This is a genomic window from Serratia sp. CY52157 (assembly GCF_052168495.1).
GTDB classification, from domain to species: Bacteria; Pseudomonadota; Gammaproteobacteria; order Enterobacterales; family Enterobacteriaceae; genus Serratia; species Serratia ureilytica.
On record NZ_JBJNMO010000007.1, the window covers coordinates 206,468 to 233,466 of the forward strand.

Below are 26,999 nucleotides of genomic sequence, written 5' to 3' on the forward strand. Positions count from 1 at the left end.
GTATTAGGGTTTCGTTTAGGTTGGCGGAGCGGGGGCGGAAAGAAAAACCCCCTGGCTGGCAGGGGGCGGAGGATCAGGCGGAGCGCTGTTCGTCTTGCGAACCTTCTTCGTCGATCAGCAGCTTCCAGCCGACGACGTCGTTCCAGTAGGCCTGCTCGCGCTCGAAGTCCAACTGCACCAGGTTGTTTTGCGCCAGGTAGCCGGCCGGGAAGCGCAGCGTCCAGTGGTTGTCGTCGGCGGTCAGGCGCAGCGTTTCCGGCGTGGTGGTCGACTGGCGTTGGTTGTTGAGCAGGGTGCTCAGACGCAGCAGCTGGATCAGCGGCAGGTAGTGTTTCTTTTTGAACAGGTTGAGGCGCGGCAGCTCTTCCAGCTTGATCGCCTTGCGGTGGAAACGCACCAACGCCGCCAACAGCAGCTGCTGTTCCTGGTTAAAGCCAGGCAGGTTGGAGTTTTGCAGAATGTAGGCCGAATGGCGATGCATGCCGCTGTGGTTGATGCTCAGCCCCACTTCGTGCAGCATGGCGGCCCATTTCAGCAGGGCTTCCAATTGCGGATGCACCAGCTTGGTGTTTTGCGCCATCCACTGCGAATAGAGCAGTTCGGTGGTTTCCAGCACCCGCTTGGCCTGTTCGCGGTCGATGTTGTAGTGATCGGCCAGGCTTTTGGCGGTGCGGCTGCGGATGTCCTGGTGGCGGAAGCGGCCTTCCATTTCATACAGCACGCCTTCGCGCAGCGCACCGTCAGACAGGCGCAGATCGCGGATCGCGAGTGCATCGAACACGCCGCACAGAATAGCCAGCCCCGGCACGAACACCGATTGGCGATCTTCCGACAGCCCCGGCAGGCTCAGTGAGCTGAAGCTTTTGAACTGCAGCACCTGTTCGGCGAGCATTTCCAGGCGTTCGAGGGTGATCAGACCGTCTTTTTCGCCCATCGCCACCAGCACTTCGTGGGCGGCCTTGATGGTGCCCGAGGCGCCCAGCGCGTACTGCCAGCCCTGAATGCGGTACTGCCAGGCCAGCGTTTCCAGCTTCTGCGCCGCCGCCAGCCGCGCGCGGCGGAAGTTGTTTTTGCTGATCTCGCCGCCGGGGAAGAACAGCTGGGCGAAGCTGACACAGCCCATGCGGCGGCTTTCCGCCAGCAGAGGCTCGAAGTCTTCGCCGATCACCAGCTCGGTCGAGCCGCCGCCGATGTCGATCACCAGCTTGCGGCCTTTCTCCGGTTGAGTGTGCTCCACGCCCATGAAGATCAGGCGCGCTTCTTCCTGGCCGGCGATGATTTCGATCGGGTAGGGGATCACTTTGGCGGCGCGCTTGAGGAACACTTCGGCGTTCACCGCCTGGCGCAGGGTGTGGGTCCCGACGATGGTGACGTTATCCGCCGGGAAGCCCTGCAGCCGTTCGGCAAACAGCGCCAGGCAGGCCAGGCCGCGTTCTATCGCCTCTTCACTGAGTACGTTGTTGCTGTCCAATCCGTCGGCGAGGTGCACCCGCTGTTTTAAACGGCCCAATACCTGTAAGGCGCCGTTGACGACGCGGGCGATCACCATGTGGAAACTGTTCGACCCGAGGTCGATGGCGGCGATTTCCTGCGGTTTGTTCGTTGCAGTGTTTTTTAGCGGCATAGTTGCTGGCCTACTGTCCTGGTTGTTCCAGAGCTTTTAAATACTCGTAAATAGCCACCTGGGCGCGCACTTTGCGGCGGTTGCCGCGCGGCACGTACTGGTTGCTCAGTTCTTTATCCACATAACGGGCCTTGACCGTATCGCTGAACAGGATCTCCAGAATGTCCAGAACGCGCTGTTTCAGCGCCGGATCCAGCAGCGATACCGCCACTTCGATACGGTAATCTATGTTGCGGGTCATCCAGTCGGCGGAGGACAGATACACCCGTTTGTCACCTTTGTTGTCGAAAACGTAAACCCGATCGTGTTCCAAAAAGCGATCGACGATGCTGATCACCTGAATATTGTCGCTGATCCCCGGCAGGTTGGGAATCAGGGAACACATGCCCCGCACCAGCAGGCGGATCTTCACGCCGGCGCCGGACGCGGTATATAACCGATCTACCAGCCCTTTATCCACCAGATTATTTATTTTCAACATAATGCCGGCCTGTTCCCCGGCCTGGGCGTTGGCGATTTCGTTGTCGATCAGCTCATACAGCTTCAGGCGCGAGTTCTGCGGCGACACCATCAGGTTGTCGAAGGTGACCGGCCGGTAGGGGTTCTCGATAAAGTTGAACACCCGGCGCACTTCGTTGGTGATGCGCGAGTCGGCGGTCAGCAGCGAATAGTCGGTATAGATGCGCGCGGTTTTTTCGTTAAAGTTGCCGGTGCCGATATGAGCATAGCGCACAATTTCATCGCCTTCACGGCGCGAAATCAGGAACAGTTTGGCGTGGATTTTCAGCCCCGGCGCCGAGAAGATCACGTGTACGCCGGCTTCGGTCAGGCGCTTCGCCCAGTGAATGTTGGCCTCTTCGTCGAAGCGCGCCTGCAGCTCGACCACTACCGTGACCTTTTTGCCGTTGTGCGCGGCGTGGATCATCGATTCGATGATGCGCGAGTCTTTCGCCACGCGGTAGATGTTGATTTTGATCGCCAGCACGCTCGGATCGAACGACGCCTGGCGCAGCAGCTCCAGCACGTGCTCAAAGGTGTGGTACGGGTAGTAGAGCAGCACGTCTTTTTCGCGAATGGCGTCGAAGCCGTTGCGGAAACCGTCGAACCAGATGTGGCGCAGGCGCGGCAGCGGCTTGTTGACCAGATTGGCCTTGCCGACGTTCGGGAAGCTGATGAAGTCTTTAAAGTTGTGATAGCGGCCGCCGGCGATCACCGAATCGTAGTTGGAGATGCCCAGCTTGCCGCGCAGCAGTTCCACCATCTCGTTCGGCATGTCGCGCTGATAAACGAAGCGCACCGGTTCGGCGGTGAGGCGCTGTTTCAGGCTGGAGGACATCAGTTCCAGCAGGCTGGATTCCATTTCGGTCACCAGATCGTACTCGGCGTCGCGGGTCATCTTCATCGAATAGGCGTTGAGCGCGTCGTAGTCGAAGAAGCCTTTGAAAATCTCATCCAGGCAGTAACGCAGAATGTTGTCCAGCAGGATCATCGGCTTGCGGCGGCGCGGCGCTTCCGGCGGCAGATTGACGAAGCGCGGCACTTTGTCCGACGGGATTTCCAGCAGCGCATAGTCGGTGCGCGCGCCGCGGATAATTTCCACCGCCAGATAGGTGTAATCGTCTTTCAGGAACTGCACCAGATTGGTGTCGTGGTTGATCAGGATCGGCGTGATGTGCTGGCGCAGATGCTGTTTGAAATACTGGCGCAGCCAGATTTGCTGGTTTTCGGACACCTGGCGTTCGTTGATCAGGAAGATCTGGTTGCGCGCCATTTCCAGCAGCAGATCGTTGTACAGGCCGTCGAATTCCTGATCGGTTTTCAGCACCTTGGCCTGGATCTTTTTCAGCAGGTGGCGCGAGGCGCCGGCGGAGCCCTGCTCTTCGCTGATCAGGATGCGGCGTTTGAGATCGGCGAAGCGGACCTTATAGAACTCGTCGAGGTTGTTGGAGTAAATGCCCAGAAAACGCATTCGTTCAATCAGGGGATTGCTCTTATCTGCGGCTTCCTGCAACACGCGTTCATTAAAGGATAACCAGCTTAGTTCTTTTTCGATGTAGAGCTTTTCCTGACCCATTGCCACTCCAGTTCAATTTTAGAATAGGATCCGGGACGCAGCGCCCGGATGCCGCTCTAGTGTCCTTCATCATTATTGCGAGAGATTGACAGGAAAGTCCAACATATCCATTGCGTTGGCGCGCGGCGTTTTTCGCCGACAATAAATTTTCCCCGCGGCGGGATGCCCGGCAGTGAAACGATCAGCATGAAATGACGGTTAGCAGGCTTATTCTTGGCGTTATAAAGCGTGTTTATGGTCATTTGTCAGCAATATATCAAATTCATATTGTCTGTTGGCAGTGTAAAAAACCTGGGTTGAGTCGGGTAACTTTGTCATGCAAACGTCATAAAACTGACATAAGATGCCCGGTTATCTTACGGCGTAAGCCCGATTACATCAGCGACAGCGAGACACATGACACAGACGACGGCAAATCAACATCCCCGAGATCGCCTGCGCGGGCGCATCGACCGCGGCGTGCAGGCGGCAGTGACCGCCTGCGGGCTGATGGTGCTGATGACGTTGATGCTGATCTTCGTTTATCTGCTGTTTGCGGTGCTGCCGCTGTTCAAACCGGCCTCGCTTGGGCAAGTTCAGCCGCTGCCGATTGTGGCGTCTTCCCCGGCGCTGGCGCTGGGCATGGACGTGCAGCAGCGCGTCGGTTATCGCATCGATGCGCAGGGCACGGGGCAATTTTATCGTCTGTCGCCGGCGCCGAGCGGCCAGGCCCAGACACCGCTGGTGCAGCAAACGCTGCTGGCCAAACCGGCGCTGCTCGCGCAGGCCGCCGGAGAGCGGGATCTGTTCGCGTTGGCGCAGGCCGACGGCCGGTTGGTGGTGGCGCGCGCGGATTTCGCCACGGCGGAAAACGGCCGGCCGCAGTGGCTGTTCCCACTCGGTCAACCGCCGCTGGCGCTGGATCCGCAGCGCAAGCCGCTGAAGCTGTTGTCGCTGGCGGACGCGCATCGCGGGCAGTATCTGCTGGCCGGGGTGACCGACGATCGGCGGCTGGTGTTCGGCCGTTTCAGCCCGGATCGGCCGCCGCAGTTCAGCGAACGTCCGCTGGAACACGACGGGGAGCAACTGGTGCTGACGCCGGATGGCCGCCAGCTTTACCTGCTGGCGGGCAACCGGCTGGCGCGTTACCAGATCGACGGCGCGCAGCTGCAACTGCGTGAAACGCGCACCTTGGGCGAACACGCCCCGTACCAGATGACGGCGCTGCCCGGCGGCAGCGCGCTGCTGATCAAGGGCGCCGACGGCAACCTGCGCGAGTGGTTTGAGGTGGAAAAAGAGCAGCGCTGGCGACTGACGCCGGTGCAGCATTTCGACCACGGCGCCGACGGGCAGGAGCTGACGGTGGCTGAGCCCTATCGCCGGGTGTTCGCCACCCTGCGGCCCGATGGCGGCTTCTCGTTATTCTCCACGATCCAATCCCAGCCGCTGCTGAATACCCGTTTGGGCGCCGAGGTGCGGCAAATGGCGTTCGCGCCGCGCGGCGATGGCCTGCTGCTGGAGAGCGCGCAGGGCTGGCGGCGCTATGCGCTCGACAACCCGTATCCGGACGTCACCTGGCGTTCGCTGTGGGGCAAGGTGTGGTATGAGAACTACCCGCAGCCGGCCTATGTCTGGCAGTCCACCTCCGGCGAAGACAGCTACCAACCTAAATTCAGCCTGATGCCGGTGATCTTCGGCACCTTCAAGGCGGCGGCTTACGCGATGCTGTTCGCCATCCCGCTGGCGTTGGCCGGCGCCATCTATACCGCTTACTTTATGACGCCGGGGCTGCGGCGAGTGATCAAACCGGCTATCGAAGTGATGGGCGCGCTGCCGACGGTGGTGATCGGGCTGGTGGCCGGCATCTGGCTGGCGCCGATCATCGAGCAGTATCTGTTGGCGGTGCTGGCGTTGCCGCTGCTGCTGGCGGCGGCGGTGCTGCTGTGCGGCGCGTTGACCCATCGCTTTATGCCGCGCTGCCGGCCGGGCGTCGATCTGCTGTTGCTGTTGCCGCTGCTGGCGTTGACGGTGTGGCTGGCGTTCAGCCTGGGGCCGTGGCTGGAGGTGGCGCTGTTCGGTGAGCCGCTGCATTTCTGGCTGGGGGATAATTATGACCAGCGCAATGCGCTGGTGGTGGGCGTGGCGATGGGGTTCGCGCTGGTGCCGATCATCTTCTCGCTGGCGGAGGATGCGCTGTTCAGCGTGCCGGCCACCCTGAGCCAGGGCTCTTTGGCGCTGGGCGCCACCCAATGGCAGACGGTGATCAAGGTGGTGCTGCCTTCCGCCAGCGCCGGCATTTTCTCCGCGCTGATGATCGGCTTTGGCCGCGCGGTGGGAGAAACCATGATCGTGCTGATGGCCACCGGCAACACGCCGATTATTGACGGCAGCCTGTTCCAGGGGCTGCGAGCGCTGGCGGCCAATATCGCCATCGAAATGCCGGAGGCGGTTTCCGGCAGCAGCCATTACCGCGTGCTGTTCCTGACTGCGCTGGTGTTGTTTGTCTTCACCTTCGTGTTCAACACGCTGGCGGAGGCGGTGCGCCTGCGGCTGCGCAAGCGCTACACGCCGAATCAGGAGGCGCCATGAAAAACTGGGTGAAGAGCGGGTCGCCGTGGGTGTGGCTGACCGCCGGTTCGGTCGCCGTCAGCCTGCTGGCGCTGATCGGCATTTTGTTGCTGCTGGCCGGGCAGGGGATGCGCTATTTCTGGCCGAGCCCGGTTTATCAGTTCGAACTGAATCAGAACGGCGCCGGGCCGGTGACGGTGATCGGCGAGTTGTACCAGCAACAAAGCATTTCCCGGCGCCAGCTGGCCGAGGCGGGCGTCACGCCGCCGGGCGAGGCGCAGAACGTCGAACGTTATCTGATTAAGGTCGGCAACCGCGAGCGCGAGGGGCAGGATTTCCGCACCTTGCTGGCCAGCGATATCCGCAGCCAAAGCACGCCGCGCAGCCTGCTGGTGCTGGAACGCGACAGCCACGGCACCGCTTACGGCTATCTGGCGGGGCTGCTGGAAGATGGGCAACCGCTGACCGGCCGCAATCTGGGGCAGGCGTTGCAGCAGCGCCTGCCGCAAATCGCCGCGCTCTCACGCCAGGCGCACGACATTCAATTCCGCGACATGGCGCGCATCAATCAGCAGTTTGACGCGCTGCGGCTGCGGGAAAAGCGCCTGCAGCGCGACGATAAGCTGGACGCCCGCGCGCAAGACGCCATCAAGGCCGAACGGCTGGAGCTGCAGCGGCAGTATCAGCTGTTGTCCGAACGTCTGGCGGGGCTGAACCGCGATCGCCAGCGCGACGCGTTGCTGCTGCGCGACATGCACGGGCAGACGTTGACCATTCCGCTCAGCCAGGTGCGCGATGCCTGGTGCCCGAACGCCATGAGCACCTCCGAGAAGCTGGCGCACTGGGGCGAGCAGGTGAAGAAGTTTCTCATCGACAGCCCGCGTGAGGCGAATACCGAGGGCGGGGTGTTCCCGGCCATTTTCGGCACGGTGTTGATGGTGATCCTGATGTCGATCGTGGTGATGCCGTTTGGCGTGATCGCGGCGGTGTATCTGCACGAATATGCCGGCAACAATCTGCTGACACGGGTGATCCGCATCGCGGTGGTCAATCTGGCCGGCGTGCCCTCGATCGTCTATGGCGTATTCGGCCTCGGCTTCTTCGTCTATATGATAGGCGGCACGCTCGATCAGCTGTTCTATCCTGAATCCCTGCCCAACCCGACCTTCGGCACGCCCGGCGTGCTGTGGGCGGCGCTGACGCTGGCGCTGCTGACGCTGCCGGTGGTGATCGTCGCCACCGAGGAAGGGCTGTCGCGCATACCCACCTCGCTGCGGCAGGGCTCGATGGCGCTGGGGGCCAGCCGGGCCGAGACGCTGTGGCGCATCGTGCTGCCAATGGCGGCGCCGGCGATGATGACCGGCCTGATCCTGGCGGTGGCGCGCGCCGCCGGGGAGACCGCGCCGCTGATGCTGGTGGGGGTCGTGAAATCGGTGCCGGTGCTGCCGGTGGACGAGATTTTCCCGTATCTGCACCTGGAGCGGAAGTTCATGCATTTGAGCTTCCAGATCTACGATATGGCATTCCAGAGCCCGAGCGTGGAGGCGGCGCGGCCGTTGGTGTTCGCCACCGCCTTCTTGCTGGTGACGATCGTGGTGAGTTTGAATCTGGCGGCGATGGGCATCCGCCATTCGCTGAGGGAGCGGTACCGAGCATGGTCGCAGTAACAATGACGCTATTTTTGGGGAGTGCGTAATGGGTTTGATGACGCCAGGCAGTTTGCCCCGGCTGGATGTCCAGCATCTCGACGATGAACAGACCGCGCTGGCGGTCAACGGCCTGAACCTGTTTTATGGTGACAAACAGGTGCTGCACGATATCTCGCTGCGTATCCCGAAACACCGGGTGACGGCCCTGATCGGCCCTTCGGGCTGTGGCAAATCGACGCTGCTGCGCTGTTTCAACCGCATGAACGATCTGGTGGACAACTGCCGCATCGAGGGCGAACTGCAGCTGAACGGCGCGGCGATCTCCGGCGCGCAGATCGACGTGGCGGCGCTGCGGCGGCGGGTGGGCATGGTGTTCCAGCGGCCGAACCCGTTCCCGAAATCGATCTATGAAAACGTGGTGTACGGCCTGCGCTTGCAGGGCGTGCGCGACCGGCGCTTGCTGGATGAAGCGGTAGAGCGTTCGCTGCGCGCCGCCGCGCTGTGGCATGAGGTGAAGGACCGGCTACGCGAAAACGCCTTCCGCTTGTCCAGCGGCCAGCAGCAGCGCCTGGTGATCGCGCGCGCCATCGCCATCGAGCCGGAAGTATTGCTGCTCGACGAGCCGACCTCGGCGTTGGATCCGATCTCCACGCTGACCATCGAAGAGTTGATTTCCGCGCTGAAGCAGCGCTATAGCGTGGTGCTGGTGACGCACAACATGCAGCAAGCGGCGCGCGTCTCCGACTACACCGCCTTTATTCATCAGGGGCGGCTGGTGGAATACAACGACACCGACGCCATTTTCACGTCGCCGCGCCAGCGCCGCACCGAGGATTATATTACCGGGCGGTATGGGTGAGGGGAGAGCGACGGAGGTTTTCGCTCCGTCGCTGGCAATGGCCGTTACAGTCGGCCTGCGTCTGCTGTTTTATTTTACCCGCGCATTAAGCCGGCATGAATTAAGGCATGGCATAAGTCTGATTGCCGGCGAGTTTGTTTTATTCATTTTTCATCATGTGGAATTCAATCCATTCTCTGCAATTTATTATCAACCACAATTATGTTGTCGGTGATGATCAATATCATTGCTCATGTCGATAATGGCTGTGGCGGGCTCGGCGGTGCTGAAATGGTAATCCTTAATGCGCGCGGCCTTTAGCCGTAACCCGCAATACCAACCCCACCAGCAACAACGCAGCGCCCGAGGCATAGAGCGGGAACCAGCGCGTCCACCAGAGCGGGGAAAACAGCGGGGTGCTGTTGGGATCTGCAGGCGCGTAGCCGCTATAGGTATTTAGACCGGCGGCGATGGCGAGCATCGCCAGGCCGATAAAAAGCAGCAGGTTTGAGACGGTCGTCATGGCATTTTTCCTTTGTAGAGGCAGAGGGTAACTCTTACTATCACTATTAATTATTTTTCGATTAATTATATTGGAGAATATTATTTATTTTCGTATTCATCAGGTTGTTTCCTGACGATAAAATAGCATGCCTTAATACTAGCCACTTATTTCCCAATAAAAAACCCGCCTGGGCGGGTTTTCTCTTTTTCTCGCTAGCAGTCACTTCACCAGCGGCTTATCGCCCGGCGTTTTGAACTTCGCCAGATATTGCGGCTGGAAGATGCACATGCGCAGCACGGTGCGGTATTCGCCGTTGACGAAGAACTCGTCGATCAGCTCGCCTTCCACGTTAAAGCCCAGCTTGCTGTAGATGTGGATCGCCTTCGGGTTCTCCTTGTCGACGATCAGGTACAGCTTGTACAGGTTCAGCACCGAGAAGCCGTAGTCCATCGCCAGGCGGGCGGCGGTGCTGGCGTAGCCTTTGCCCTGGTGGGCGGGATCGATGATGATCTGGAATTCTGCGCGGCGGTGGATGTGATCGATCTCCACCAGTTCCACCAGGCCGACCTTGGCGCCTTCGTGCTCGATGATAAAGCGGCGCTCGCTCTGATCGTGGATGTGTTTGTCGTAGAGATCGGAAAGCTCGACAAAGGCTTCGTAGGGTTCTTCAAACCAATAGCGCATAACGCTGGCGTTGTTGTCCATCTGGTGGACGAACGACAGATCGTCCCGTTCCAATGGGCGTAACCTGACGCTGGCAGTGCTGGACATGTGGGCTCCTCTGTGCCGTGAAATTGTGCAAAGTATAACTTCACAGAATGGATGAAGGCGAAAAAAAACGGCGCCGCGTGGGCGCCGTTTAGGCAAGGTTCAGGCTGCGCGCATCAGTCGGCGGCGTGGCCCTGCGCCGGCAGGCGTTCGCCGTCCAGCCAGGCGACGCCGTCGCGCATCGCCAGGCGGCCGTCGACGAACCAGCTCACCACCAGTGGATAGATCGTGTGTTCCTGGGTTTGCACCCGTTCAACCACGTCATCCTCCTCGTCGTCAGTGAAAATCGGCACCTTGGCCTGCAAAATCACCGGGCCGCCGTCGAGCTGTTCGGTCACGAAGTGCACCGAGGTGCCGTGTTCGCTGTCGCCGTTGTCGATGGCCTGACGATGTGTATGCAGCCCCGGGTATTTCGGCAGCAGGGAAGGGTGGATGTTCAGCATGCGGCCGGCATAGCGCTGCACGAACTGCGGGCTGAGGATACGCATGTAGCCGGCCAGCACCACCAGATCGGGCTGGTACTGGTCGATGGCGTCCGCCAACGCGGCGTCGAACGCCGTGCGATCGGCGTAGGCCTTGGCATCCAGCGCCTGGGCGGCGATGCCCGCCGCTTCGGCGCGTTGCAGGCCATATGCCTGCGCCTTGTTGCTGAACACCGCCACGATTTCGGCGGCGATGCGGCCCTGCTGGCAGGCGTCAATCAGCGCCTGGAGATTGCTCCCCTGGCCGGAGACCAACACCACGATCTTTTTCATCAGTTGATGACCACTTGTTGTTCGTCGGAAGAGGCGGTCAGTTTACCGATTTTCCACGCTTTTTCACCTGCCGCGGTCAGCAGCGCGATGGCCGCTTCCACTTCGGCTTCCGGCAGGGCGATGACCATGCCTACGCCGCAGTTGAAGGTGCGATACATTTCATGACGGCTGACGTTACCGGCCTGCTGCAGCCAGGTGAACACCGCCGGCCACTGCCAGCTGGCTTCGTCGATCACCGCTTGCATGCCTTCCGGCAGCACGCGTGGAATGTTTTCCCAGAAGCCGCCGCCGGTGAGGTGAGCGATGGCGTGTACGTCAGCCTTCTCGATCAGCTCCAGCACGGACTTCACGTAAATCTTGGTCGGTGCCAGCAGGTGGTCGGCCAGCGGTTTGCCTTCCAGCTGAGTGGCGGTCGGATCGGTGTTGCTCACTTCCAGGATTTTGCGCACCAGCGAGTAGCCGTTGGAGTGCGGGCCGGAAGCGCCCAGGGCGATCAGCGCATCGCCGGACTGCACTTTGCTGCCGTCAATGATCTCGGATTTTTCGACCACGCCGACGCAGAAACCGGCCACGTCGTAGTCTTCGCCGTGGTACATGCCCGGCATTTCAGCGGTTTCGCCGCCCACCAGCGCACAGCCGGACTGTTTGCAGCCCTCGGCGATGCCGGTGATCACGCTGGCCGCGGTGTCCACATCCAGCTTGCCGGTCGCGTAGTAGTCGAGGAAGAACAGCGGCTCGGCGCCCTGAACCACCAGATCGTTGACGCACATCGCCACCAGATCGATGCCGATGGTGTCGTGGCGTTTCAGATCCATCGCCAGACGCAGCTTGGTGCCCACGCCGTCGGTACCGGAAACCAGCACCGGCTCGCGGTATTTCTGCGGCAACGCACACAGGGCGCCAAACCCGCCCAGACCGCCCATCACTTCCGGGCGACGGGTCTGTTTAACTACACCTTTGATGCGATCTACCAATGCGTTGCCTGCATCGATATCGACACCTGCGTCTTTATAGCTGAGAGAGGTTTTGTCGGTCACTGCGCGATTCCCCACGACGATTTGCGGTTTGAAAACTGTGCTTCCGATGTTGATTCCGGAATAAGGCGCGGCAATTCTAACAGCGCAGGCAAACGTTTGCGAGCGGCTTGTGAACCGGCTCCGCTTTTTCGTTATCTATACTGATATTCAAACTTTTGTTGATCCCGATCGGGCTATTGTGGGTGGCGCGGCGAAAAAAAGGAGGTATAATCCCGCGATTTTTTTGGCCGCAACCACCTTAATAGGAGAAAAATGATGAAGATCGTTGAGGTGAAACACCCGCTGGTAAAACACAAGCTTGGCCTGATGCGCGAAAATGACATCAGCACCAAACGCTTCCGTGAGCTGGCCTCAGAAGTGGGTAGTTTACTGACCTATGAAGCGACCGCCGATCTGGAGACGGAAAAAGTCACCATCGAAGGCTGGTGCGGGCCAGTTGAAGTGGATCAGATCAAAGGGAAAAAGATTACCGTAGTGCCAATCCTGCGCGCAGGCCTGGGCATGATGGAAGGGGTGCTGGAGCACGTGCCGAGCGCGCGCATCAGCGTGGTGGGCGTATACCGCGACGAAGAAACCCTGGAGCCGGTGCCGTACTTCCAGAAGCTGGTTTCCAACATCGAAGAGCGCATGGCACTGGTCGTCGACCCGATGCTGGCCACCGGCGGTTCGATGATCGCCACTATCGATCTGCTGAAGAAAGCCGGCTGCCACAGCATCAAGGTGCTGGTTCTGGTCGCGGCGCCGGAAGGCATCGCCGCGCTGGAGAAAGCGCATCCGGACGTTGAGCTGTACACCGCCTCCATCGATCAGTGTCTGAACGACAAGGGCTATATCGTGCCTGGCCTGGGCGATGCGGGCGACAAGATATTTGGTACTAAGTAAACATTTGAGCCGACTTAACGAGTCGGCTTTTTTTTGACTAAAACCTATAAAACCAATAAACCGAGGAAAAGCACACATGACCCGTCGCGCCATCGGCGTCAGCGAGCGCCCGCCGCTGCTCCAGACCATTCCGCTCAGCTTCCAGCACCTGTTCGCCATGTTTGGCGCCACCGTGCTGGTGCCTATCCTGTTCAAGATCAACCCGGCGACCGTGCTGTTGTTCAACGGCATCGGCACGCTGCTGTATCTGTTCATCTGTAAAGGCAAGATCCCGGCCTACCTCGGTTCCAGCTTCGCGTTTATCTCGCCGGTGTTGCTGCTGTTGCCGCTCGGTTACGAAGTGGCGTTGGGCGGTTTCATCATGTGCGGCGTGCTGTTCTGCCTGGTGGCGCTGATCGTGAAAAAGGCCGGCACCGGCTGGCTGGACGTGATGTTCCCGCCGGCGGCGATGGGGGCGATCGTCGCCGTCATCGGCCTGGAGTTGGCGGGCGTGGCGGCCAATATGGCGGGGCTGCTGCCGGCGGAAGGCGCCAGCGCCGACTCGACCACCATCACCATTTCGCTGGTGACGCTGGCGGTCACGGTGCTCGGTTCAGTACTGTTCCGCGGCTTCCTGGCGATTATCCCGATCCTGATCGGCGTGCTGGTGGGCTATGCGCTGTCGTTCTTCATGGGCGTGGTGGATTTGACGCCGATCCGCGAGGCGCACTGGTTCGCGCTGCCGACCTTCTACACCCCGCGCTTTGAGTGGTTCGCCATCTTCACCATTCTGCCGGCGGCGCTGGTGGTGATCGCCGAGCACGTCGGCCACCTGGTGGTGACCGCCAACATCGTAAAAAAAGACCTGATCCGCGATCCGGGCCTGCACCGCTCGATGTTCGCCAACGGCATCTCGACGGTATTCTCCGGCTTCTTCGGCTCCACGCCGAACACCACCTACGGCGAGAACATCGGCGTGATGGCCATCACCAAGGTCTACAGCACCTGGGTGATCGGCGGCGCGGCGGTGCTGGCGATCCTGTTGTCCTGCATCGGTAAGCTGGCGGCGGCGATCCAGGCGGTGCCGGTGCCGGTGATGGGCGGCGTTTCGCTGCTGCTGTACGGTGTGATCGGCGCTTCGGGCATTCGCGTGCTGATCGAATCCAAAGTGGATTACAACAAAGCGCAGAACCTGATTTTGACCTCGGTGATCCTGATCATCGGCGTGAGCGGCGCCAAGGTGCACATCGGCGCGGCGGAGCTGAAAGGCATGGCGCTGGCGACCATCGTCGGCATTGGCCTGAGCCTGCTGTTCAAGGTCATCAGCCTGTTCCGCAAGGAAGAAGAGGTGCTTGACGCGCCGGACGAATCGGCGGAGCAGAAGTAACGAAAAGGGCAGCCCAGGGGCTGCCCTTTTGACTTATGGCATTCGCCTTAGCTGCGAATTTTGCGGTACACGAACAGCACCACGATGGCGCCGATAACCGCCACCACGAAGCTGCCGAAGTTGAAGCCGTCAACCTTGCCGTAGCCGAAGAAGGTGCTGATATAGCCGCCGACCACGGCGCCGATGATCCCCAGCACGACGGTCAGAATAAAGCCGCCGCCGTCTTTGCCGGGCATGATCCACTTAGCCAAAATACCGGCGATCAGGCCGAAGATAATCCAGGAAATAATCCCCATTTACTGCTCCTTTCTTTGGTGGCTGAGAATAGCTTACTGCTGGGTGGCCGGCTGAGTATTGCCGTTCACCGCCGCATCGGTCTCTTGTTTCAACTCTTGCGCTTTGTTTTCGGCGCTGTTCTTGATGGCTTCGGTCTTCGCCTTGGCCTGCTCGGTCAGATCGTTGGCGCCGTTGATGGCGTCGTTTTTGATGGCCTTGGCCTGATCCACCAACTGCTGGCTCTGTTTGCCTGCGTCGTCTTTGATCGCGGCGGCTTTGGCCTTGGCGTCGTTGGTGATGGCGTCCGCCTGCTTGGCGGCGTCTTCTTTAATCGCCGAAGCTTTGTCTTTCAGCTGATCCGCCTGAGTGGCGGCCTCTTTTTTGATTTCATCCGCCGTCGCTTTCGCTTTGTCCGTCAGATCGTCCGCTTTTTTCTGGGCGGCGTCTTTCATCTGCTCGGCGCTGTCTTTGGCTTTATCCAGGTTGGCGTCAACCTTGGAGGAGTCATCACAGCCGGCAACCAACAACCCGATAAAGGAGGCCAACAGCACTTTATTCCATACTTTCATCGTCTATATCCTTGCAGAAACCTTGTTGATGGTGATTGCATTTAGCCTACCTATACTAGGTCAGATTTTACTTAAATTACAAATTTAACCTGCGCAGGCATGGAGTTAGGGAATGATATCGGATAATTCTTGCCTCGGCGGGCGCCGCCGCCGATCAAGCGATGCTTAGGCATTGTTCACTATTGCGGCATAAGATCCTGCCGGTTCAACAGCGCCCGTTTTCTGTGTTAAACTGCCCACGTTTTTCTGCCAGTTTTGGTTGAGGTGCTTCTCTGAATACGCCGGCACAGCTTTCACTGCCACTTTATCTTCCCGATGATGAAACTTTCGCCAGTTTTTATCCGGGCGAGAACCCATCCCTATTAGCCGCGATCCAATCCGCCGTCCGTCAGGAACATGGCAGCTATATCTATTTCTGGTCGCGTGAAGGCGGCGGGCGCAGCCATCTGCTGCATGCGGCCTGCGCCGAGCTTTCGCAGAAAGGCGAAGCGGTGGGCTATGTGCCGCTCGACAAGCGCGCCTACTTCGTGCCTGAAGTGTTGGACGGCATGGAGCAGCTGGCGCTGGTCTGCATCGACAATATCGAATGCATCGCCGGCGACGAAGAGTGGGAGATGGCGATCTTCAACCTCTACAACCGCATCCTGGAAACCGGCCGCACCCGTTTGTTTATCACCGGGGATCGTCCGCCGCGTCAGCTGAACCTGCGTTTACCGGATCTGGCTTCGCGCCTGGACTGGGGGCAGATCTACAAGCTGCAGCCGCTGTCAGACGAAGAGAAACTGCTGGCGCTGCAGCTGCGCGGCAAACTGCGCGGCTTCGAGCTGCCGGAAGACGTGGGCCGCTTCCTGTTGAAACGGCTGGATCGCGAGATGCGCACGCTGTTTATGACCCTCGATCAACTCGATCGCGCCTCGATCACCGCCCAACGCAAGCTCACCATCCCGTTCGTTAAAGAGATCCTGGGGCTGTAACGGGCTAATCTGCCTATTTTTCCGCGTGTTCCAGCAGGGAGCAGTAGTGCTCAACCTGCTGGCGTTGCCGATCGTTTCGCAGTTGCAAAGCGAGATTGATATGTTCCAGACACTGCGCATTGTCTGCAAGCCGTGGGTCGATTTTCCCCTGCTGTGCCAACCAGGCCGCCACGTCAGCCCAGCGCCACAGCGGTGAGGCGCCGCCGAGCCGTTGAATGGGGGAAGGGAAGCCGCCGGGGCCGCGAGTTCCGTCTTTTAGCATGGCGATCGCCTGACGCGACAGTTCGGTGAGCTCGGCAATATCGCTTAATCCCACCAGACTGGAGTCCACCGATATCACCTTGGCGCCGATATTTGCGGATTCAATATCGCTGATGGCGCTGCAAATCGCGTGCGCAAAGTTATCGCTTTCTCGATCGAACTCCAGGTAAACGGCTTTACCGTAGAAACAGATCAGCGCGTCATCGCATCCCGCCGCATACAGCGCATCTTCCAGCCCGGCGGTATCGGCGGTGACCCCATCCAGCGTCAATGAGAAATGATAGAGCGTCATGGTGATTCTCCGGTTATTTTTTCTGCGACAGCGCCAGGCAGTGATCGACTTTGCGCCGAATCTGTTTGGCATGTACCTCTGGGTTTTTTGGCGTGCTCCAGATGCTCATCATATGTTCTTGATGCCCGGCAAAGGCGCAATGTAGTCGGCCAAATGCGTGCCCCTTGCTGGGCCGATAATGCCAACCCTGAGAAAGGGCGTAAGCTAATGCCGCCTGAATGTGCTTGTCTGGGTGTTTTTTCATCGCTCGTCCAGTGATGCGATCAGGGTAGGCGGGGTGTTGACGATTGTCAACGGCTGTTTCACCGAGAGATTTGGCGTTTGCGCAGCATAGCAGCGGAAGAAGACTGTGATGATGAAAAGTACTTATATAACAATTAATTAAAAATAGCCCTGTTCAGGGCTATTGGTATTTTGCGGTTCAATAAGAGATTTGCCGGACGATTACAAAATCTCCAGCACCTGCTCCGGCGGCCGGCCGATGCGCGCCTTGCTGCCTTTCACCACGATGGGGCGTTCGATCAGTTTCGGGTTCGCCGTCATCGCCGCCAACAGTTGCTCTTCGCTCAGGCTGTCGTCCGCCAGCTTCAATTCCTTGTACAGATCTTCTTTTTTGCGCATCAGATCGCGCGCCGATGTGAAGCCCAGTTCCTTCAACAGCTTTTTCAGCTCATCGACCGTAGGGGGCGTTTCGAGGTACAGCACCACCTTGGGATCGACGCCGTGCTGTTCCAGCAGCGCCAGGGTTTCACGGCTCTTGGAGCAGCGCGGGTTGTGGTAAATCGTGACGTTTTTCATGGCGTTCATTCCTTGTTGAATCAGCTGCGCTGGTATTGGCGGAAGCGCTGTTGCAGTTGGCGCAGCTGGTCGATGCGCGCATCGTAGCGCGCCTGTTTCAGGCTGCCGAGTTTCTGCAGCGAGCTGGCATTGCTGAGCAGGCCGATAGCCTGATCGAGCCGGCCGTTCAGCGCCAGGCTTTCGGCGCGGGCCGACAGCTCTTCATCGCGCAGCCCCTGAGCGGCGCTGGCCTGCGCCAGCAGATCCCAGCCGTTCGGATCGTCCGGATGGGCAAAGGTGTAGCGGTTCAGGATCTTCGACGCCTGCGCCGGCTGGTTGCCTTCGACATAGGCGTTGGCCAGGTTGAGTTGCAGCACCGGGTTGTTGTTCTGGGCGGCGTTGGCCGCCTGCAGGCGGGCGATGGCCTGCGGCGCGCGTTTCTGGCCGAGATCGATATCGGTCATCAGGTCAATCAGCCAGACGTTTTTCGCATCCTGCGCCAGCATCGGTTGAATGATATTGCGCGCGTCGTCGTATTTTTTCGCTTCATAGAACAGGATGGCGCGGCCGTATTTGGCGGCCGCCTGTTCGCGCACGTTCCCCTTGCTGAGCGAGCCGAGCAGCTCTTCGTTCAGGCCATAGCCTTCCGAGCTGTACATGCCCAGTGCGCGCACCTTGGCCATCAGGTAATCCTGCGAAGACTGCACGATGTGTTTCTGCATCTGGTTGGCGCGGTTGCGTGCGTCGGAGAGACGGCTGTCCGGCAGCGGGTGCGTCAGCAGCATTTCCGGCGGCTTGGAGGCGTAACGCGACTGATCCGAGAGTTTCTGCAGGAAGTCGGGCATCGCTTCCGGATCGAAACCGGCGCGCTGCAGCACCTGAATGCCGATGCGATCGGCTTCCTGTTCGTTCGATTGGGTAAAGCTGATCATGCCCTGCTGGGTGCCGGCCATGGTGCCGCTCAGCGCCGCCATGCCCATGGTCGGGTTGGCCATCGCCAGCAGGATGGAACCAAGTGCGCCCACCCAGGTCAACGGGGCGTTGCGTTGCTGATCTTCCATTGCGCGCGCCAGGTGGCGTTGGGTGACGTGCGAGATTTCGTGCGCCAGCACCGAGGCCAGCTGGCTTTCATTGTCGCTGACGCGGAACAGGGCGGAATGCAGCACCACGTTGCCGCCGAAGAAGGCGAAGGCGTTGATTTCGTCGTTGCGCACCAGATAGAAATGGAACGGCGTGCGCACCGAATAGGCGCTGGCCACCAGCCGGTTGCCCAGTTGGTTGATGTATTGACTCAGCAGCGGATCGTTGATCAGCGGGGCGCTGGCGCGCAGTTGGCGCACGTAGAAGTCGCCCATCGCCAGCTCTTGTCCGATGCTCAGGGTGCCGCCGGCGGAGGTGCCCATATCCGGCAACTGGTCCTGGCTTTCCGCCTGTGCTGGCGCCAGGGCGGTGGCGTTCAACGTGCCGAGCAACAGCACCGCTAACGCGGTTTTGGTCAACCGGTTGGTCATAGTCAGGCGTTTCCCTTAAATAATCATTTCTAAGACGTCAGCAGCAGACAAGAGTTCTTTATTCCCACGGCGCGATCCGCGTGAAAGTGCGGCGGATCACAAACCGCCGCGACGGCAATCATCACATCATAGTCAGCGGCAGGCGACAAGGAAACGTTAGCCGGGGGCGAATAGGGCAAAAAAGTTTTATTTTTCATTTCGAAGGGCGTTTTCTCCGTCGGGAGCGAGACGGAACTTCAATAAAACGCGGATAAAGTTAGTCCGTGTTTTATTGACAAGATAAACGCAGACTCATATAGTCTGCGTTATTGAAGGTTTACTGACGGTCAAAAACGGACATATGGCGTACATCACAACCAGCGTTGAATATGGCATCCACTGCCTGCTGTGGCTGGTCGGCGATAACCAGCGCGCGCTCAGCAGCCGCGAACTCGCCGAACTGCAAGGGATCTCCCCCAGCTTTCTGGCCAAGATTTTCCCCAAGCTGGAAAAGGCGGGCATCGTCGCCGCCAGTGAAGGGGTGCGCGGCGGTTACCGGCTGGCCCGTCCGGCGAAAGAGATCAGCTTTCTGGAGATTATCGACGCCATCGAGGGGCACAAGCCGCTGTTCGATTGCCAGGAGGTGCGCGGGCGCTGTGCGGTGTTCGATGATTCCCCGCCGGAATGGGCGGTCTCCGGCAAATGCGCTATCCATGCGGTGATGCTGCAGGCGGAGAAGGCGATGCGCGATGCGCTGGCGGCGCAAACCCTCGGCGACGTCGCTGCCCGTTTTGGCCGCAAGGCGCCACAGGGCTTCTTCGGCGAGGTCAACATCTGGCTCGACGAGCGCATGACGGAACGCACCGCGCGCAGCGGCAAAACGGCTCGCGCCAAGACCTAAACTCCGCCTTTCCTTAAAACAAAACACATTTTTTCCCGCCTCTTCGGAAGGGGCGGGCGGTCCTTCTGCACCCTGCGACGGGAGCGGAACGGCGCCGTTCATCCGAAAAAACTGCGGGCAGCCTCGTCGCCCGGTCAACCCTGTATGAAGGAGTCATCCCATGACGCAGAAAATAGTGATTGCCGGTTCCGGTTTTGCCGGTTTTTGGGCCGCCGTGTCCGCCATGCGCGCCATTACCCTTGCCGGTAAGCATGACGACATCGAGGTGCTGATGGTTTCGCCGACGCCAACGGTCACCATCCGGCCACGCCTGTATGAAGCGGTGCTGGAAAACATGAACCCCGACATTTCCGCGCAGCTCACCGCCGTCGGTGCACGGCACCTGGCCGGGACGGTGGAACGTATCGACGCCGCCGCCAAAACGCTCAGGGTGGCGCCGGCGGTGGGGGAACCCCTTGAGTTGGCCTACGATCGTTTGGTGTGGGCCACCGGCAGTCGGCTTTCCGTGCCTGCGGTGCCGGGCTTTGCCGAATACGGTTTCAACGTCGATACGCTGGAAAGCGCACAGCGCTTGGGCGCTCATATCAAAGCGCTGGCGGCCAAACCGTCAACGCCGGCGCGCAACACCGCCGTGGTGGTGGGAGCGGGGCTGACCGGGCTGGAGAGCGCCGCGGAGATGCCGCAGCGGCTGCGCGATGCGCTGGGGCAAAACGAGAATGTGCGCGTGGTGATCGTCGATAGCGCCCCGGAAGTGGGCGCAGGAATGGGCGCGGAGCCGGGGGCGGTGATTCGCCAGGCGCTGGCGGAGTGCGGCGTGGAAGCGCGAGCCGGCCTGCGCGTTTCGGCTATCGATGCCGAGGGGGTGATGCTGTCGAACGGTGAGCGCATCGCCGCCAACACGGTGATCTTGGCGGCAGGCGTGCGTGCGCATCCGCTGACCGAGCAAATCCCCGGCGAACGTGACGCTAATGGCCGAGTGATCGGCGACGCCTTCCTGCGCGCGCCGGCGGCGGCGGGCATTTTCGTGACCGGCGATACGGTGAAAGCGGCGACCGACGATCTCGGTAACCACAATCTGATGACCTGCCAGCATGCGATGAGCCTCGGCCGCGTTGCCGGTCACAATGCGGCGGCGGAGTTAGTCGGGTTGCCGACGCACCCGTATAGCCAGCCGAAGTATGTGACCTGTCTGGATCTGGGCCCCTGGGGCGCGCTGTATACCGAAGGCTGGCAGCGCCAGGTGCGCTTTACCCGTCAGGAAGGCAAAAAGATTAAACAGGAGATTAACACGCAGTGGATTTACCCACCGGCGGCGGACCGCGAGGCGTTGTTCGCCGTCGCCAATCCGGATTTCGTGATTGTGCCTTAAAAAGATAAAAACGGGAGCGGCAACGCTCCCGTCGTCATTTCCCCAGCGGCAGGAAAGAGCGTTCCGGCACCACGGTTTTCATCACCAGCGTGGAGCTCAGGCGCTGCACGCCCGGCAGGGCGGAGAGCTTCTCGTCGTAAAGCTGCTGGAAGGCGGGCAGATCGCGGGCGATAACATGCAGCAGATAGTCGGGATCGCCAAACAAACGCTGCGCTTGCACCACCTGCGGAATGTCCACCATGGCGTTTTCGAAGGTTTCGACGGCGCGGCGATCGCCTTCGCGCATGGTGACGAACACCAGAGCGGAGAAGTTGTAGCCCAGGCTGCCGGGATCGAGCTGGGCGCGGTAGCCCCTGATCACCCCGGATTCTTCTAATGCGCGCACCCGGCGGTGGCAGGGGGATACACTCAATCCGATCCGCTCGGCCAGCTCGGTCACCGACAAACGCCCGTCGGTTTGCAGTTCCGCAAGAATTTTGCGATCAATCTTGTCCATTTGGAAAAATTTCCCCGCTTATGCCGATTTCAGGCAAGTAATTGAAAGCACATTTTAACGCCTTGAGGATATTCTTGCCATCTGTTGAACGGTTTTGACGGCCGCCGCCAGGCGGGGGCCGTGCTTATTCTACGAGGAAAACGCGATGGTTCTCTGTTCGGTGCGGCGCTGTGCGTTTGAGAGGGCGCCGGCATGACGCTCGCTCTGTTCGCCGCTTTTTGGGCGGTGTCGATTCTGTTGGTGATCACGCCGGGTATGGATTGGGCTTATGTGATCTCGGCGGGCATTCGCGGCCGGGTGGTGGTGCCCGCCGTCGCCGGTTTGTTGTTCGGCCACCTGCTGATGATTGCGATCGTGGTGGCGGGCGTCGGCGCGTTGCTGGTCGGCAATCCGCTGGCGCTGACGGCGCTCACCTTGCTGGGGGCGGCTTACCTGCTGTGGATCGGTTTCAATATGCTGCTGCATCCGCCGGTGCCGGGCGCCGGTGAGGATCAGCGTTCCGATTCCTGGCTGCGCTGGGCCGGCAAGGGCGTGTGCGTCAGCGGCCTGAACCCCAAGGTGTTTCTGCTGTTTCTGGCGCTGTTGCCGCAGTTTACCGACGCCCGGGCCGAGTGGTCGGTGCCGATGCAGATGCTGGCGTTGGGCGCCGTGCATTTGATCAGCTGCGGCCTGGTGTATCTGCTGGTGGGATTCGGTTCACAGTCCGTGCTGCGCACGCGCCCGCAGGCAGCGAAGGGGGTGGGGCGCATCTCCGGTGCGGCGATGATCGTCATCGCGCTCGGGCTGCTGGCCGAGCAGGCGTTGAAATAGCATTACCGTCGATAGATGTCCGGCCGGGCGATCTGCCAGACAAAGTCGGGGTGGTTGATGGCCGAATAGCCCACTTTCTCATAGAGCCAGGGGGCGGTGCTGGTGACCAGCATGATTCGCCTCAGCTTCGCCATCAGCGGATGGGCCTGGCAGCATTCCGCCAGCCACAGACCCAGCCCGCTTTTTTGATGCGTCTCCAGCACGTACACGTCGCACAGATAGCCGAAAGTGGCGTAATCGGTGACCAGCCGGGCGAAACCGATCTGCCTGGCCTCGTGATATAAACCGAAGCACAGGCTGTGGGTGAGAGACTGGCGGACGGTTTCTTTATCGATTCCCTCCGCCCATGAGGAACGGGTCAGAAAAGCGTGAATGGCATCGAGATCCAGCAGGGCGGGATCGGTGCTGACGAGATAGTCCGCACGCTGCCAGACAAGTGGGGAAGGTATGGTCATGCTATTCCTTTTCTTTTCGTTAACGCATCGCTACTGGCGGTGGACCAATCCGCTGATCAAATCCAGCGCGTCGTCCGCCGCCGCCACTTCACTTTCGCTGAGCGCCTGCCGCTCGATGAAGCTCTCGATAGCTTCCAGCAGAGAGAAGACGCTGATTTCATCCCCTATTTTCACGACTTCGCACACGCCGCGCCCAATTGCCTGGCAGATTGCCTCATCAAATTCAAATGGCTTGTTGTTCATCTCTCCCCCGACGGCATTTGGGATTATGACGACCATGTTACCGGTTTTTACACGGCGGCGGTCTGACGAAAATCCCATTTCTTTTCGTTGCTGCAGAATGGCTCACGATCGCGTGCGTTGGCGAAATTCTGATTTCCTTACGGCGGTCAGATTTCCCTTGAGACCGCCTGAGCGGCGCGGTATTGTCGCCAAATGACGACAATACCGCCTCATTGTCCGCATAAAAAATTTATGACGTTATCATCCCTTCATCCCGCTGCCGTGCGGGATTTTTTTATGAGGTTTTTCTCAAAGTGCGGAGAACCTCGACGCGATCGCTTGCCATGCTCTGGGAATAATCCTAGCTTGAAATAGTCATTTAGGGTTAGCAATCCCTCATGACCTCCTTGTAATACTTGATGCACCAGAACGTTTTCTCCCCCGCTCAGGCGGGGGTTTTTAATGGTGTGCATCGGCAGAGGCCTTCAACGTAAAGAACCGACAGAGTTCGTGGCGATAATCGGTTTACGCATCAAGGGACAGGACAATGAAAAATGATCTGGCGGCGGCGATCGCCATCGGCTGTGTGTTGTTGTTCGCATTGGCGGTCGGTTCGCCGCTCTCCATCAGTGCCTCGCTGTAATCTTCTGCGGCCCCGCCCGGGGCCGTTCACCGACTCTGACGCGGCGTCTGCGGGTTTTTGCGCCGATCGCCCACCGGCGCGATAAATTCAGCCAAATCGCTGTTGATGTATGGCGAACTTTGAGTACTCTGAGTGCTTTGCACCCCCCCACGTGCGCCGTTCTATCTATGCTTTAATCAGGCCCATCACAGGAATCGCCATGCCCGCCCGTCAAATCTCGAGGAGCCCGCTCTGATGCTGGAGATGCTATTACAGTGGTACCGCCGCCGTTTCACCGATCCACAGGCTATCGCGTTGCTGGTGATCCTGGTCGCCGGCTTCCTCATTCTCTATTTTCTGCACGGCATTCTGACCCCGTTGCTGGTCGCCATCGTGCTGGCGTATCTGCTGGAGTGGCCGACAGCGCGCCTGCAGCGCATCGGCTGTTCGCGCACCTGGGCGGCGAGCATCATGCTGCTGGTGTTCGCGGGCGTCGCCATGCTGCTGGTGTTCGTCGTCGCGCCGACCGCCTGGCAGCAGGGCATCAATCTGATGAGCGATCTGCCGGGCATGCTCAACCAGTTCTATAACTTCGCCGCGACGCTGCCGAAGCGTTATCCGGCGCTGGTGGATGCCGGCATCATCGACATGATGGCGGAAAATCTGCGCAGCCGGCTGTCCGGTATGGGCGAGTCGGTGGTGAAATTCTCGCTGGCGTCGCTGGTCGGCCTGTTGACGCTGGCTATCTACCTGATCCTGGTGCCGATGATGATGTTCTTCCTGTTGAAAGACAAAGAGCAGCTGCTGAACGCGGTGCGCCGCGTGTTGCCGCGCAATCGCGGTCTGGCGGGGCAGGTCTGGAACGAGATGAATCAGCAGATCACCAACTATATTCGCGGCAAGGTGCTGGAGATGGTGATTGTCGGTGTGGCGACCTACCTGGTGTTCGCCGTGCTGGACATGCGCTACTCGCTGCTGCTGGCGGTGCTGGTGGGTTTTTCGGTGCTGATCCCCTATATCGGCGCGGTGCTGGTCACCATACCGGTGGTGGTGGTGGCGTTGTTCCAGTGGGGCGTCGGCGCCGATTTCTGGACGCTGATCGTCGCCTATCTGGTGGTGCAGGGGCTGGACGGCAACCTGTTGGTGCCGATCTTGTTCTCCGAGGCGGTCAACCTGCATCCGCTGGTGATTATCCTGTCGGTGATCGTGTTCGGCGGAATGTGGGGCTTCTGGGGCGTGTTTTTCGCCATACCGCTGGCGACGCTGGTGAAGGCGGTGATTCACGCCTGGCCGGATGAACTGCGGGTCGAGGTGGAAGACAAGGCCGGCTGACGGAGGGAGACGAAGCGCAGCTGGCCGCTGCGCTTCGTGAGAATTACTGCTGCAGGTAGTTCAGAACGATGTCGTGGTGATTGGTGGTTTTGAAATCATCAAACACTTTTTCAATCTTGCCTTTGGCGTCGATCAGGAAGCTGATGCGGTGAATGCCATCATAGGTCTTGCCCATGAAGGTTTTCTCGCCCCACACGCCAAACTGTTGCGATACCTGATGGTCTTCATCAGACAACAGCGTGAAGTTGAGCAGCTCCTTTTCGGCGAAGCGCGACAGTTTTTCCGGTTTGTCGGTGCTGATGCCCAGCACTTCGACGCCGGCCTTTTTCAATTCGTCCATGTTGTCCCGCAGGCCGCAGGCTTGCACAGTGCAGCCCGGCGTCATCGCCTTCGGATAGAAATAAACCAATACTCGCTGTCCCTGGAAGTCGGCCAAATTAATTTCCTCACCGTCCTGGTCAGGCAAACTAAATTTCGGCGCTGTGTCACCGGCTTTCAATGGGCTCATCACTACTCTCCATCTTTCTCATCATGCTGTGGATAGTTCACCACGCTAATACTGCCTTGCGCGTTCAATTCTGTACATAGGCGATGGAAGGCTTGCTCAATATTTGAGGCGTCTCGATCGCCGGAACTGTGGGCGGTGATTTGAATATACAGCTGCGGCGGCAGGTCGCCGTCCGCCGGCTGCGTGCGTGAGACCAGCTCGGCGATATTCATCTGGCTGGAGTCGAACAGATCGGTAAAACGTTCGATGATGTGCGGCGAGTCCTTCACCTCGACCTGAACCCACACGGTGGCCGGCATCGGCGGCCTTTCATGCGAGTTTGTGCGCTTCATCACGATCAGCAGCTCCAGCTCCGCGCCTTTTTGCGGCAGGGTGGATTCGATCAGGGTGATGGCGTTCCAGCTGCCGGACAGCAGCATGATGAACGTGAACTCCTCTCCCAGCATGGCCAGACGGCTATCTTCGATATTGCATCCGCAACTGCTGACGTGGCGGGTGATGGTATTGACGATTCCGGGGCGGTCGGCGCCGAGCGCGGTAATCACGAGATAGTGTTCGTCTGACTGAGGCAAAATGGCGCTTCCTGTCGTGCTTAATGGGGTTACCATGGTAAACATAAAAAAAACCGCCTGCCAAGCGCTTACAACGCGGTTGTGCGCTTGCTTTTGGATAGGCAGCAAAAGTACCATGAGTGACTTGTTTGTGGAGGGGACGGCCAATGTTTACGGGAAGTATTGTTGCACTGGTTACGCCGATGGACGACAAAGGTGCTGTCGATCGCGCGAGCCTGAAAAAATTGATCGATTATCATGTAGCCAGTGGCACCGCGGCGATCGTTTCCGTAGGGACCACCGGCGAGTCCGCAACGCTTGCCCATGACGAGCACGTTGACGTGGTGCTGCAGACGCTGGAGCTGGCCGACGGCCGCATTCCGGTGATCGCCGGCACCGGCGCCAACGCTACCGCCGAAGCCATCGCGCTCACCACCCGCTTCGCCAACACTGGCGTGGTAGGTTGTTTGACGGTGACGCCGTACTACAATAAGCCGACGCAGGAAGGGCTGTATCAGCACTTCAAGGCGATCGCCGAGAGCACCGAGCTGCCGCAGATCCTGTATAACGTGCCTTCGCGCACCGGCTGCGACATGCTGCCGCCGACCATCGCTCGGCTGGCGAAAATCAAGAATATTGTTGCTGTAAAAGAAGCGACGGGGAACTTAAGTCGCGTTAGTCAGATCCAAGTGCTGGTTGACGATGAAGACTTCATTTTGCTGAGCGGCGACGACGCCAGCGGGCTGGACTTCATGCAACTGGGCGGCAAAGGGGTGATTTCCGTGACGGCCAACGTGGCTGCGCGCGAGATGGCAGAACTTTGTGCGCTGGCGGCGCAGGGCAAATTCGCCGAAGCGCGCCGCTTAAATCAGCGCTTGATGCCGTTGCATCAGGATCTATTTGTAGAAGCAAACCCAATTCCGGTGAAGTGGGCCTGTAAGGCGTTGGGATTGATGGCAACCGATACGCTGCGTCTGCCGATGACGCCGTTGAGCGAAACCGCCCGCCCGGTGGTGGAGCGCGCGCTGAAAAGCGTCGGTTTGCTGTAA

The 26,999-nt window shown here is 59.6% G+C and carries 28 protein-coding genes; 11 read left to right on the plus strand and 17 right to left on the minus strand.

All coding sequences use genetic code 11. From position 1 onward, the window contains the following. Positions 1–73: 73 nt before the first annotated feature. Positions 74–1,624, minus strand: coding sequence for an exopolyphosphatase (ppx, locus tag ACJ8IP_RS20950; RefSeq protein ID WP_442524509.1), 1,551 nt, complete (start codon positions 1,622–1,624; stop codon positions 74–76). Positions 1,625–1,634: 10 nt separating this feature from the next. Next, a complete protein-coding gene (gene ppk1, locus ACJ8IP_RS20955; RefSeq protein WP_033644044.1) occupies positions 1,635–3,698 on the minus strand; it encodes a polyphosphate kinase 1 in 2,064 nt (687 codons plus the stop codon). 396 nt (positions 3,699–4,094) lie between these two features. Here ppk1 and ACJ8IP_RS20960 point away from each other — a divergent pair, with 396 nt between their 5' ends. Genes ACJ8IP_RS20960 through pstB form a run of 3 tightly spaced genes read left to right on the plus strand, consistent with a single transcriptional unit; the run spans position 4,095 to position 8,753 of the window. Beyond that, entirely contained in the window at positions 4,095–6,266 is a 2,172-nt protein-coding gene (locus tag ACJ8IP_RS20960) for an ABC transporter permease subunit (RefSeq protein WP_164106910.1), read from the plus strand. After that, entirely contained in the window at positions 6,263–7,912 is a 1,650-nt protein-coding gene (gene pstA, locus ACJ8IP_RS20965; RefSeq protein WP_442524510.1) for a phosphate ABC transporter permease PstA, read from the plus strand. The genes ACJ8IP_RS20960 and pstA overlap by 4 nt, the downstream gene beginning before the upstream one ends. 28 nt (positions 7,913–7,940) lie before the next feature. Beyond that, positions 7,941–8,753, plus strand: coding sequence for a phosphate ABC transporter ATP-binding protein PstB (gene pstB / locus ACJ8IP_RS20970; protein WP_004941613.1), 813 nt, complete (start codon positions 7,941–7,943; stop codon positions 8,751–8,753). A gap of 280 nt (positions 8,754–9,033) precedes the next feature. Here pstB and ACJ8IP_RS20975 read toward each other — a convergent pair whose 3' ends face one another. The 4 genes from ACJ8IP_RS20975 to purM all read right to left on the minus strand — a co-directional run bounded on the left by ACJ8IP_RS20975 (position 9,034) and on the right by purM (position 11,797). Further along, positions 9,034–9,255, minus strand: a complete 222-nt coding sequence (locus ACJ8IP_RS20975; RefSeq protein ID WP_033651536.1) for a hypothetical protein — start codon at positions 9,253–9,255, stop codon at positions 9,034–9,036. A 201-nt stretch (positions 9,256–9,456) separates the two neighbouring features. Then, positions 9,457–10,008: a spermidine N1-acetyltransferase gene (speG, locus tag ACJ8IP_RS20980; protein WP_033644040.1), complete on the minus strand. Its 552-nt coding sequence runs from the start codon at positions 10,006–10,008 to the stop codon at positions 9,457–9,459. A 113-nt stretch (positions 10,009–10,121) separates the two neighbouring features. Beyond that, positions 10,122–10,760 carry a phosphoribosylglycinamide formyltransferase gene (purN, locus tag ACJ8IP_RS20985; RefSeq protein ID WP_147881080.1) on the minus strand — a complete coding sequence of 213 codons (639 nt, stop codon included), beginning with the start codon at positions 10,758–10,760 and terminating at the stop codon, positions 10,122–10,124. Next, complete coding sequence (purM, locus tag ACJ8IP_RS20990) at positions 10,760–11,797, minus strand: phosphoribosylformylglycinamidine cyclo-ligase (RefSeq protein WP_025303843.1); 1,038 nt, start codon at positions 11,795–11,797, stop codon at positions 10,760–10,762. The genes purN and purM overlap by 1 nt, the downstream gene beginning before the upstream one ends. 255 nt (positions 11,798–12,052) lie before the next feature. Here purM and upp point away from each other — a divergent pair, with 255 nt between their 5' ends. Both upp and uraA read left to right on the plus strand, forming a co-directional pair. Next, on the plus strand, positions 12,053–12,679 hold the full coding sequence (upp, locus tag ACJ8IP_RS20995; RefSeq protein WP_004941642.1) for a uracil phosphoribosyltransferase: 627 nt from the start codon (positions 12,053–12,055) through the stop codon (positions 12,677–12,679). A gap of 76 nt (positions 12,680–12,755) precedes the next feature. Continuing rightward, positions 12,756–14,045, plus strand: a complete 1,290-nt coding sequence (gene uraA, locus ACJ8IP_RS21000) for a uracil permease (RefSeq protein WP_033651534.1) — start codon at positions 12,756–12,758, stop codon at positions 14,043–14,045. Positions 14,046–14,092: 47 nt separating this feature from the next. On the opposite strand, the gene ACJ8IP_RS21005 is transcribed toward uraA, so the two are convergent. Together ACJ8IP_RS21005 and ACJ8IP_RS21010 are read right to left on the minus strand one after the other, a co-directional pair. Then, complete coding sequence (locus ACJ8IP_RS21005) at positions 14,093–14,341, minus strand: GlsB/YeaQ/YmgE family stress response membrane protein (protein ID WP_016926728.1); 249 nt, start codon at positions 14,339–14,341, stop codon at positions 14,093–14,095. A gap of 33 nt (positions 14,342–14,374) precedes the next feature. Beyond that, the gene (locus tag ACJ8IP_RS21010) at positions 14,375–14,890 is read right to left on the minus strand and encodes a hypothetical protein (RefSeq protein ID WP_016926729.1); all 516 of its coding nucleotides are present in this window, start codon (positions 14,888–14,890) and stop codon (positions 14,375–14,377) included. Between the two features lie 272 nt (positions 14,891–15,162). On the opposite strand from ACJ8IP_RS21010, the gene hda reads away from it, so the two are divergent. Further along, positions 15,163–15,864 carry a DnaA inactivator Hda gene (gene hda / locus ACJ8IP_RS21015; RefSeq protein WP_025159568.1) on the plus strand — a complete coding sequence of 234 codons (702 nt, stop codon included), beginning with the start codon at positions 15,163–15,165 and terminating at the stop codon, positions 15,862–15,864. Between the two features lie 13 nt (positions 15,865–15,877). Here the strand turns inward: hda and ACJ8IP_RS21020 are convergent, their stop codons facing one another. The 4 genes from ACJ8IP_RS21020 to ACJ8IP_RS21035 all read right to left on the minus strand — a co-directional run bounded on the left by ACJ8IP_RS21020 (position 15,878) and on the right by ACJ8IP_RS21035 (position 18,705). After that, complete coding sequence (locus tag ACJ8IP_RS21020) at positions 15,878–16,417, minus strand: helix-turn-helix transcriptional regulator (protein WP_033644020.1); 540 nt, start codon at positions 16,415–16,417, stop codon at positions 15,878–15,880. Positions 16,418–16,430: 13 nt separating this feature from the next. Next, entirely contained in the window at positions 16,431–16,661 is a 231-nt protein-coding gene (locus tag ACJ8IP_RS21025) for a hypothetical protein (protein ID WP_164106911.1), read from the minus strand. A 200-nt stretch (positions 16,662–16,861) separates the two neighbouring features. Then, positions 16,862–17,215, minus strand: a complete 354-nt coding sequence (gene arsC, locus ACJ8IP_RS21030; protein ID WP_047025632.1) for an arsenate reductase (glutaredoxin) — start codon at positions 17,213–17,215, stop codon at positions 16,862–16,864. Positions 17,216–17,235: 20 nt separating this feature from the next. Continuing rightward, on the minus strand, positions 17,236–18,705 hold the full coding sequence (locus ACJ8IP_RS21035; protein ID WP_033651532.1) for a beta-barrel assembly-enhancing protease: 1,470 nt from the start codon (positions 18,703–18,705) through the stop codon (positions 17,236–17,238). A gap of 340 nt (positions 18,706–19,045) precedes the next feature. Here ACJ8IP_RS21035 and ACJ8IP_RS21040 point away from each other — a divergent pair, with 340 nt between their 5' ends. Beyond that, positions 19,046–19,585: an RrF2 family transcriptional regulator gene (locus ACJ8IP_RS21040; protein ID WP_033644016.1), complete on the plus strand. Its 540-nt coding sequence runs from the start codon at positions 19,046–19,048 to the stop codon at positions 19,583–19,585. Positions 19,586–19,745: 160 nt separating this feature from the next. After that, positions 19,746–20,954, plus strand: coding sequence for an NAD(P)/FAD-dependent oxidoreductase (locus ACJ8IP_RS21045; protein WP_042785178.1), 1,209 nt, complete (start codon positions 19,746–19,748; stop codon positions 20,952–20,954). Between the two features lie 34 nt (positions 20,955–20,988). Here the strand turns inward: ACJ8IP_RS21045 and ACJ8IP_RS21050 are convergent, their stop codons facing one another. Next, entirely contained in the window at positions 20,989–21,450 is a 462-nt protein-coding gene (locus ACJ8IP_RS21050) for an Lrp/AsnC family transcriptional regulator (protein WP_021504394.1), read from the minus strand. Between the two features lie 192 nt (positions 21,451–21,642). Here ACJ8IP_RS21050 and ACJ8IP_RS21055 point away from each other — a divergent pair, with 192 nt between their 5' ends. Next, positions 21,643–22,260 (plus strand): LysE family translocator, encoded by a 618-nt coding sequence (locus ACJ8IP_RS21055; RefSeq protein WP_033651530.1) that lies wholly within the window; start codon positions 21,643–21,645, stop codon positions 22,258–22,260. A gap of 2 nt (positions 22,261–22,262) precedes the next feature. Here ACJ8IP_RS21055 and ACJ8IP_RS21060 read toward each other — a convergent pair whose 3' ends face one another. Continuing rightward, positions 22,263–22,715, minus strand: coding sequence for a GNAT family N-acetyltransferase (locus ACJ8IP_RS21060; RefSeq protein WP_033651529.1), 453 nt, complete (start codon positions 22,713–22,715; stop codon positions 22,263–22,265). Positions 22,716–22,745: 30 nt separating this feature from the next. Next, on the minus strand, positions 22,746–22,958 hold the full coding sequence (locus ACJ8IP_RS21065) for a hypothetical protein (protein ID WP_033651528.1): 213 nt from the start codon (positions 22,956–22,958) through the stop codon (positions 22,746–22,748). An 856-nt stretch (positions 22,959–23,814) separates the two neighbouring features. On the opposite strand from ACJ8IP_RS21065, the gene ACJ8IP_RS21070 reads away from it, so the two are divergent. Next, on the plus strand, positions 23,815–24,891 hold the full coding sequence (locus tag ACJ8IP_RS21070) for an AI-2E family transporter (protein ID WP_033644006.1): 1,077 nt from the start codon (positions 23,815–23,817) through the stop codon (positions 24,889–24,891). Positions 24,892–24,934: 43 nt separating this feature from the next. Here the strand turns inward: ACJ8IP_RS21070 and bcp are convergent, their stop codons facing one another. Together bcp and ACJ8IP_RS21080 are read right to left on the minus strand one after the other, a co-directional pair. Beyond that, the gene (gene bcp / locus ACJ8IP_RS21075) at positions 24,935–25,399 is read right to left on the minus strand and encodes a thioredoxin-dependent thiol peroxidase (protein ID WP_033635500.1); all 465 of its coding nucleotides are present in this window, start codon (positions 25,397–25,399) and stop codon (positions 24,935–24,937) included. A gap of 2 nt (positions 25,400–25,401) precedes the next feature. After that, a complete protein-coding gene (locus ACJ8IP_RS21080) occupies positions 25,402–26,007 on the minus strand; it encodes a glycine cleavage system transcriptional repressor (protein WP_369795937.1) in 606 nt (201 codons plus the stop codon). Between the two features lie 110 nt (positions 26,008–26,117). On the opposite strand from ACJ8IP_RS21080, the gene dapA reads away from it, so the two are divergent. Continuing rightward, positions 26,118–26,999, plus strand: a complete 882-nt coding sequence (gene dapA, locus ACJ8IP_RS21085) for a 4-hydroxy-tetrahydrodipicolinate synthase (protein WP_033644005.1) — start codon at positions 26,118–26,120, stop codon at positions 26,997–26,999.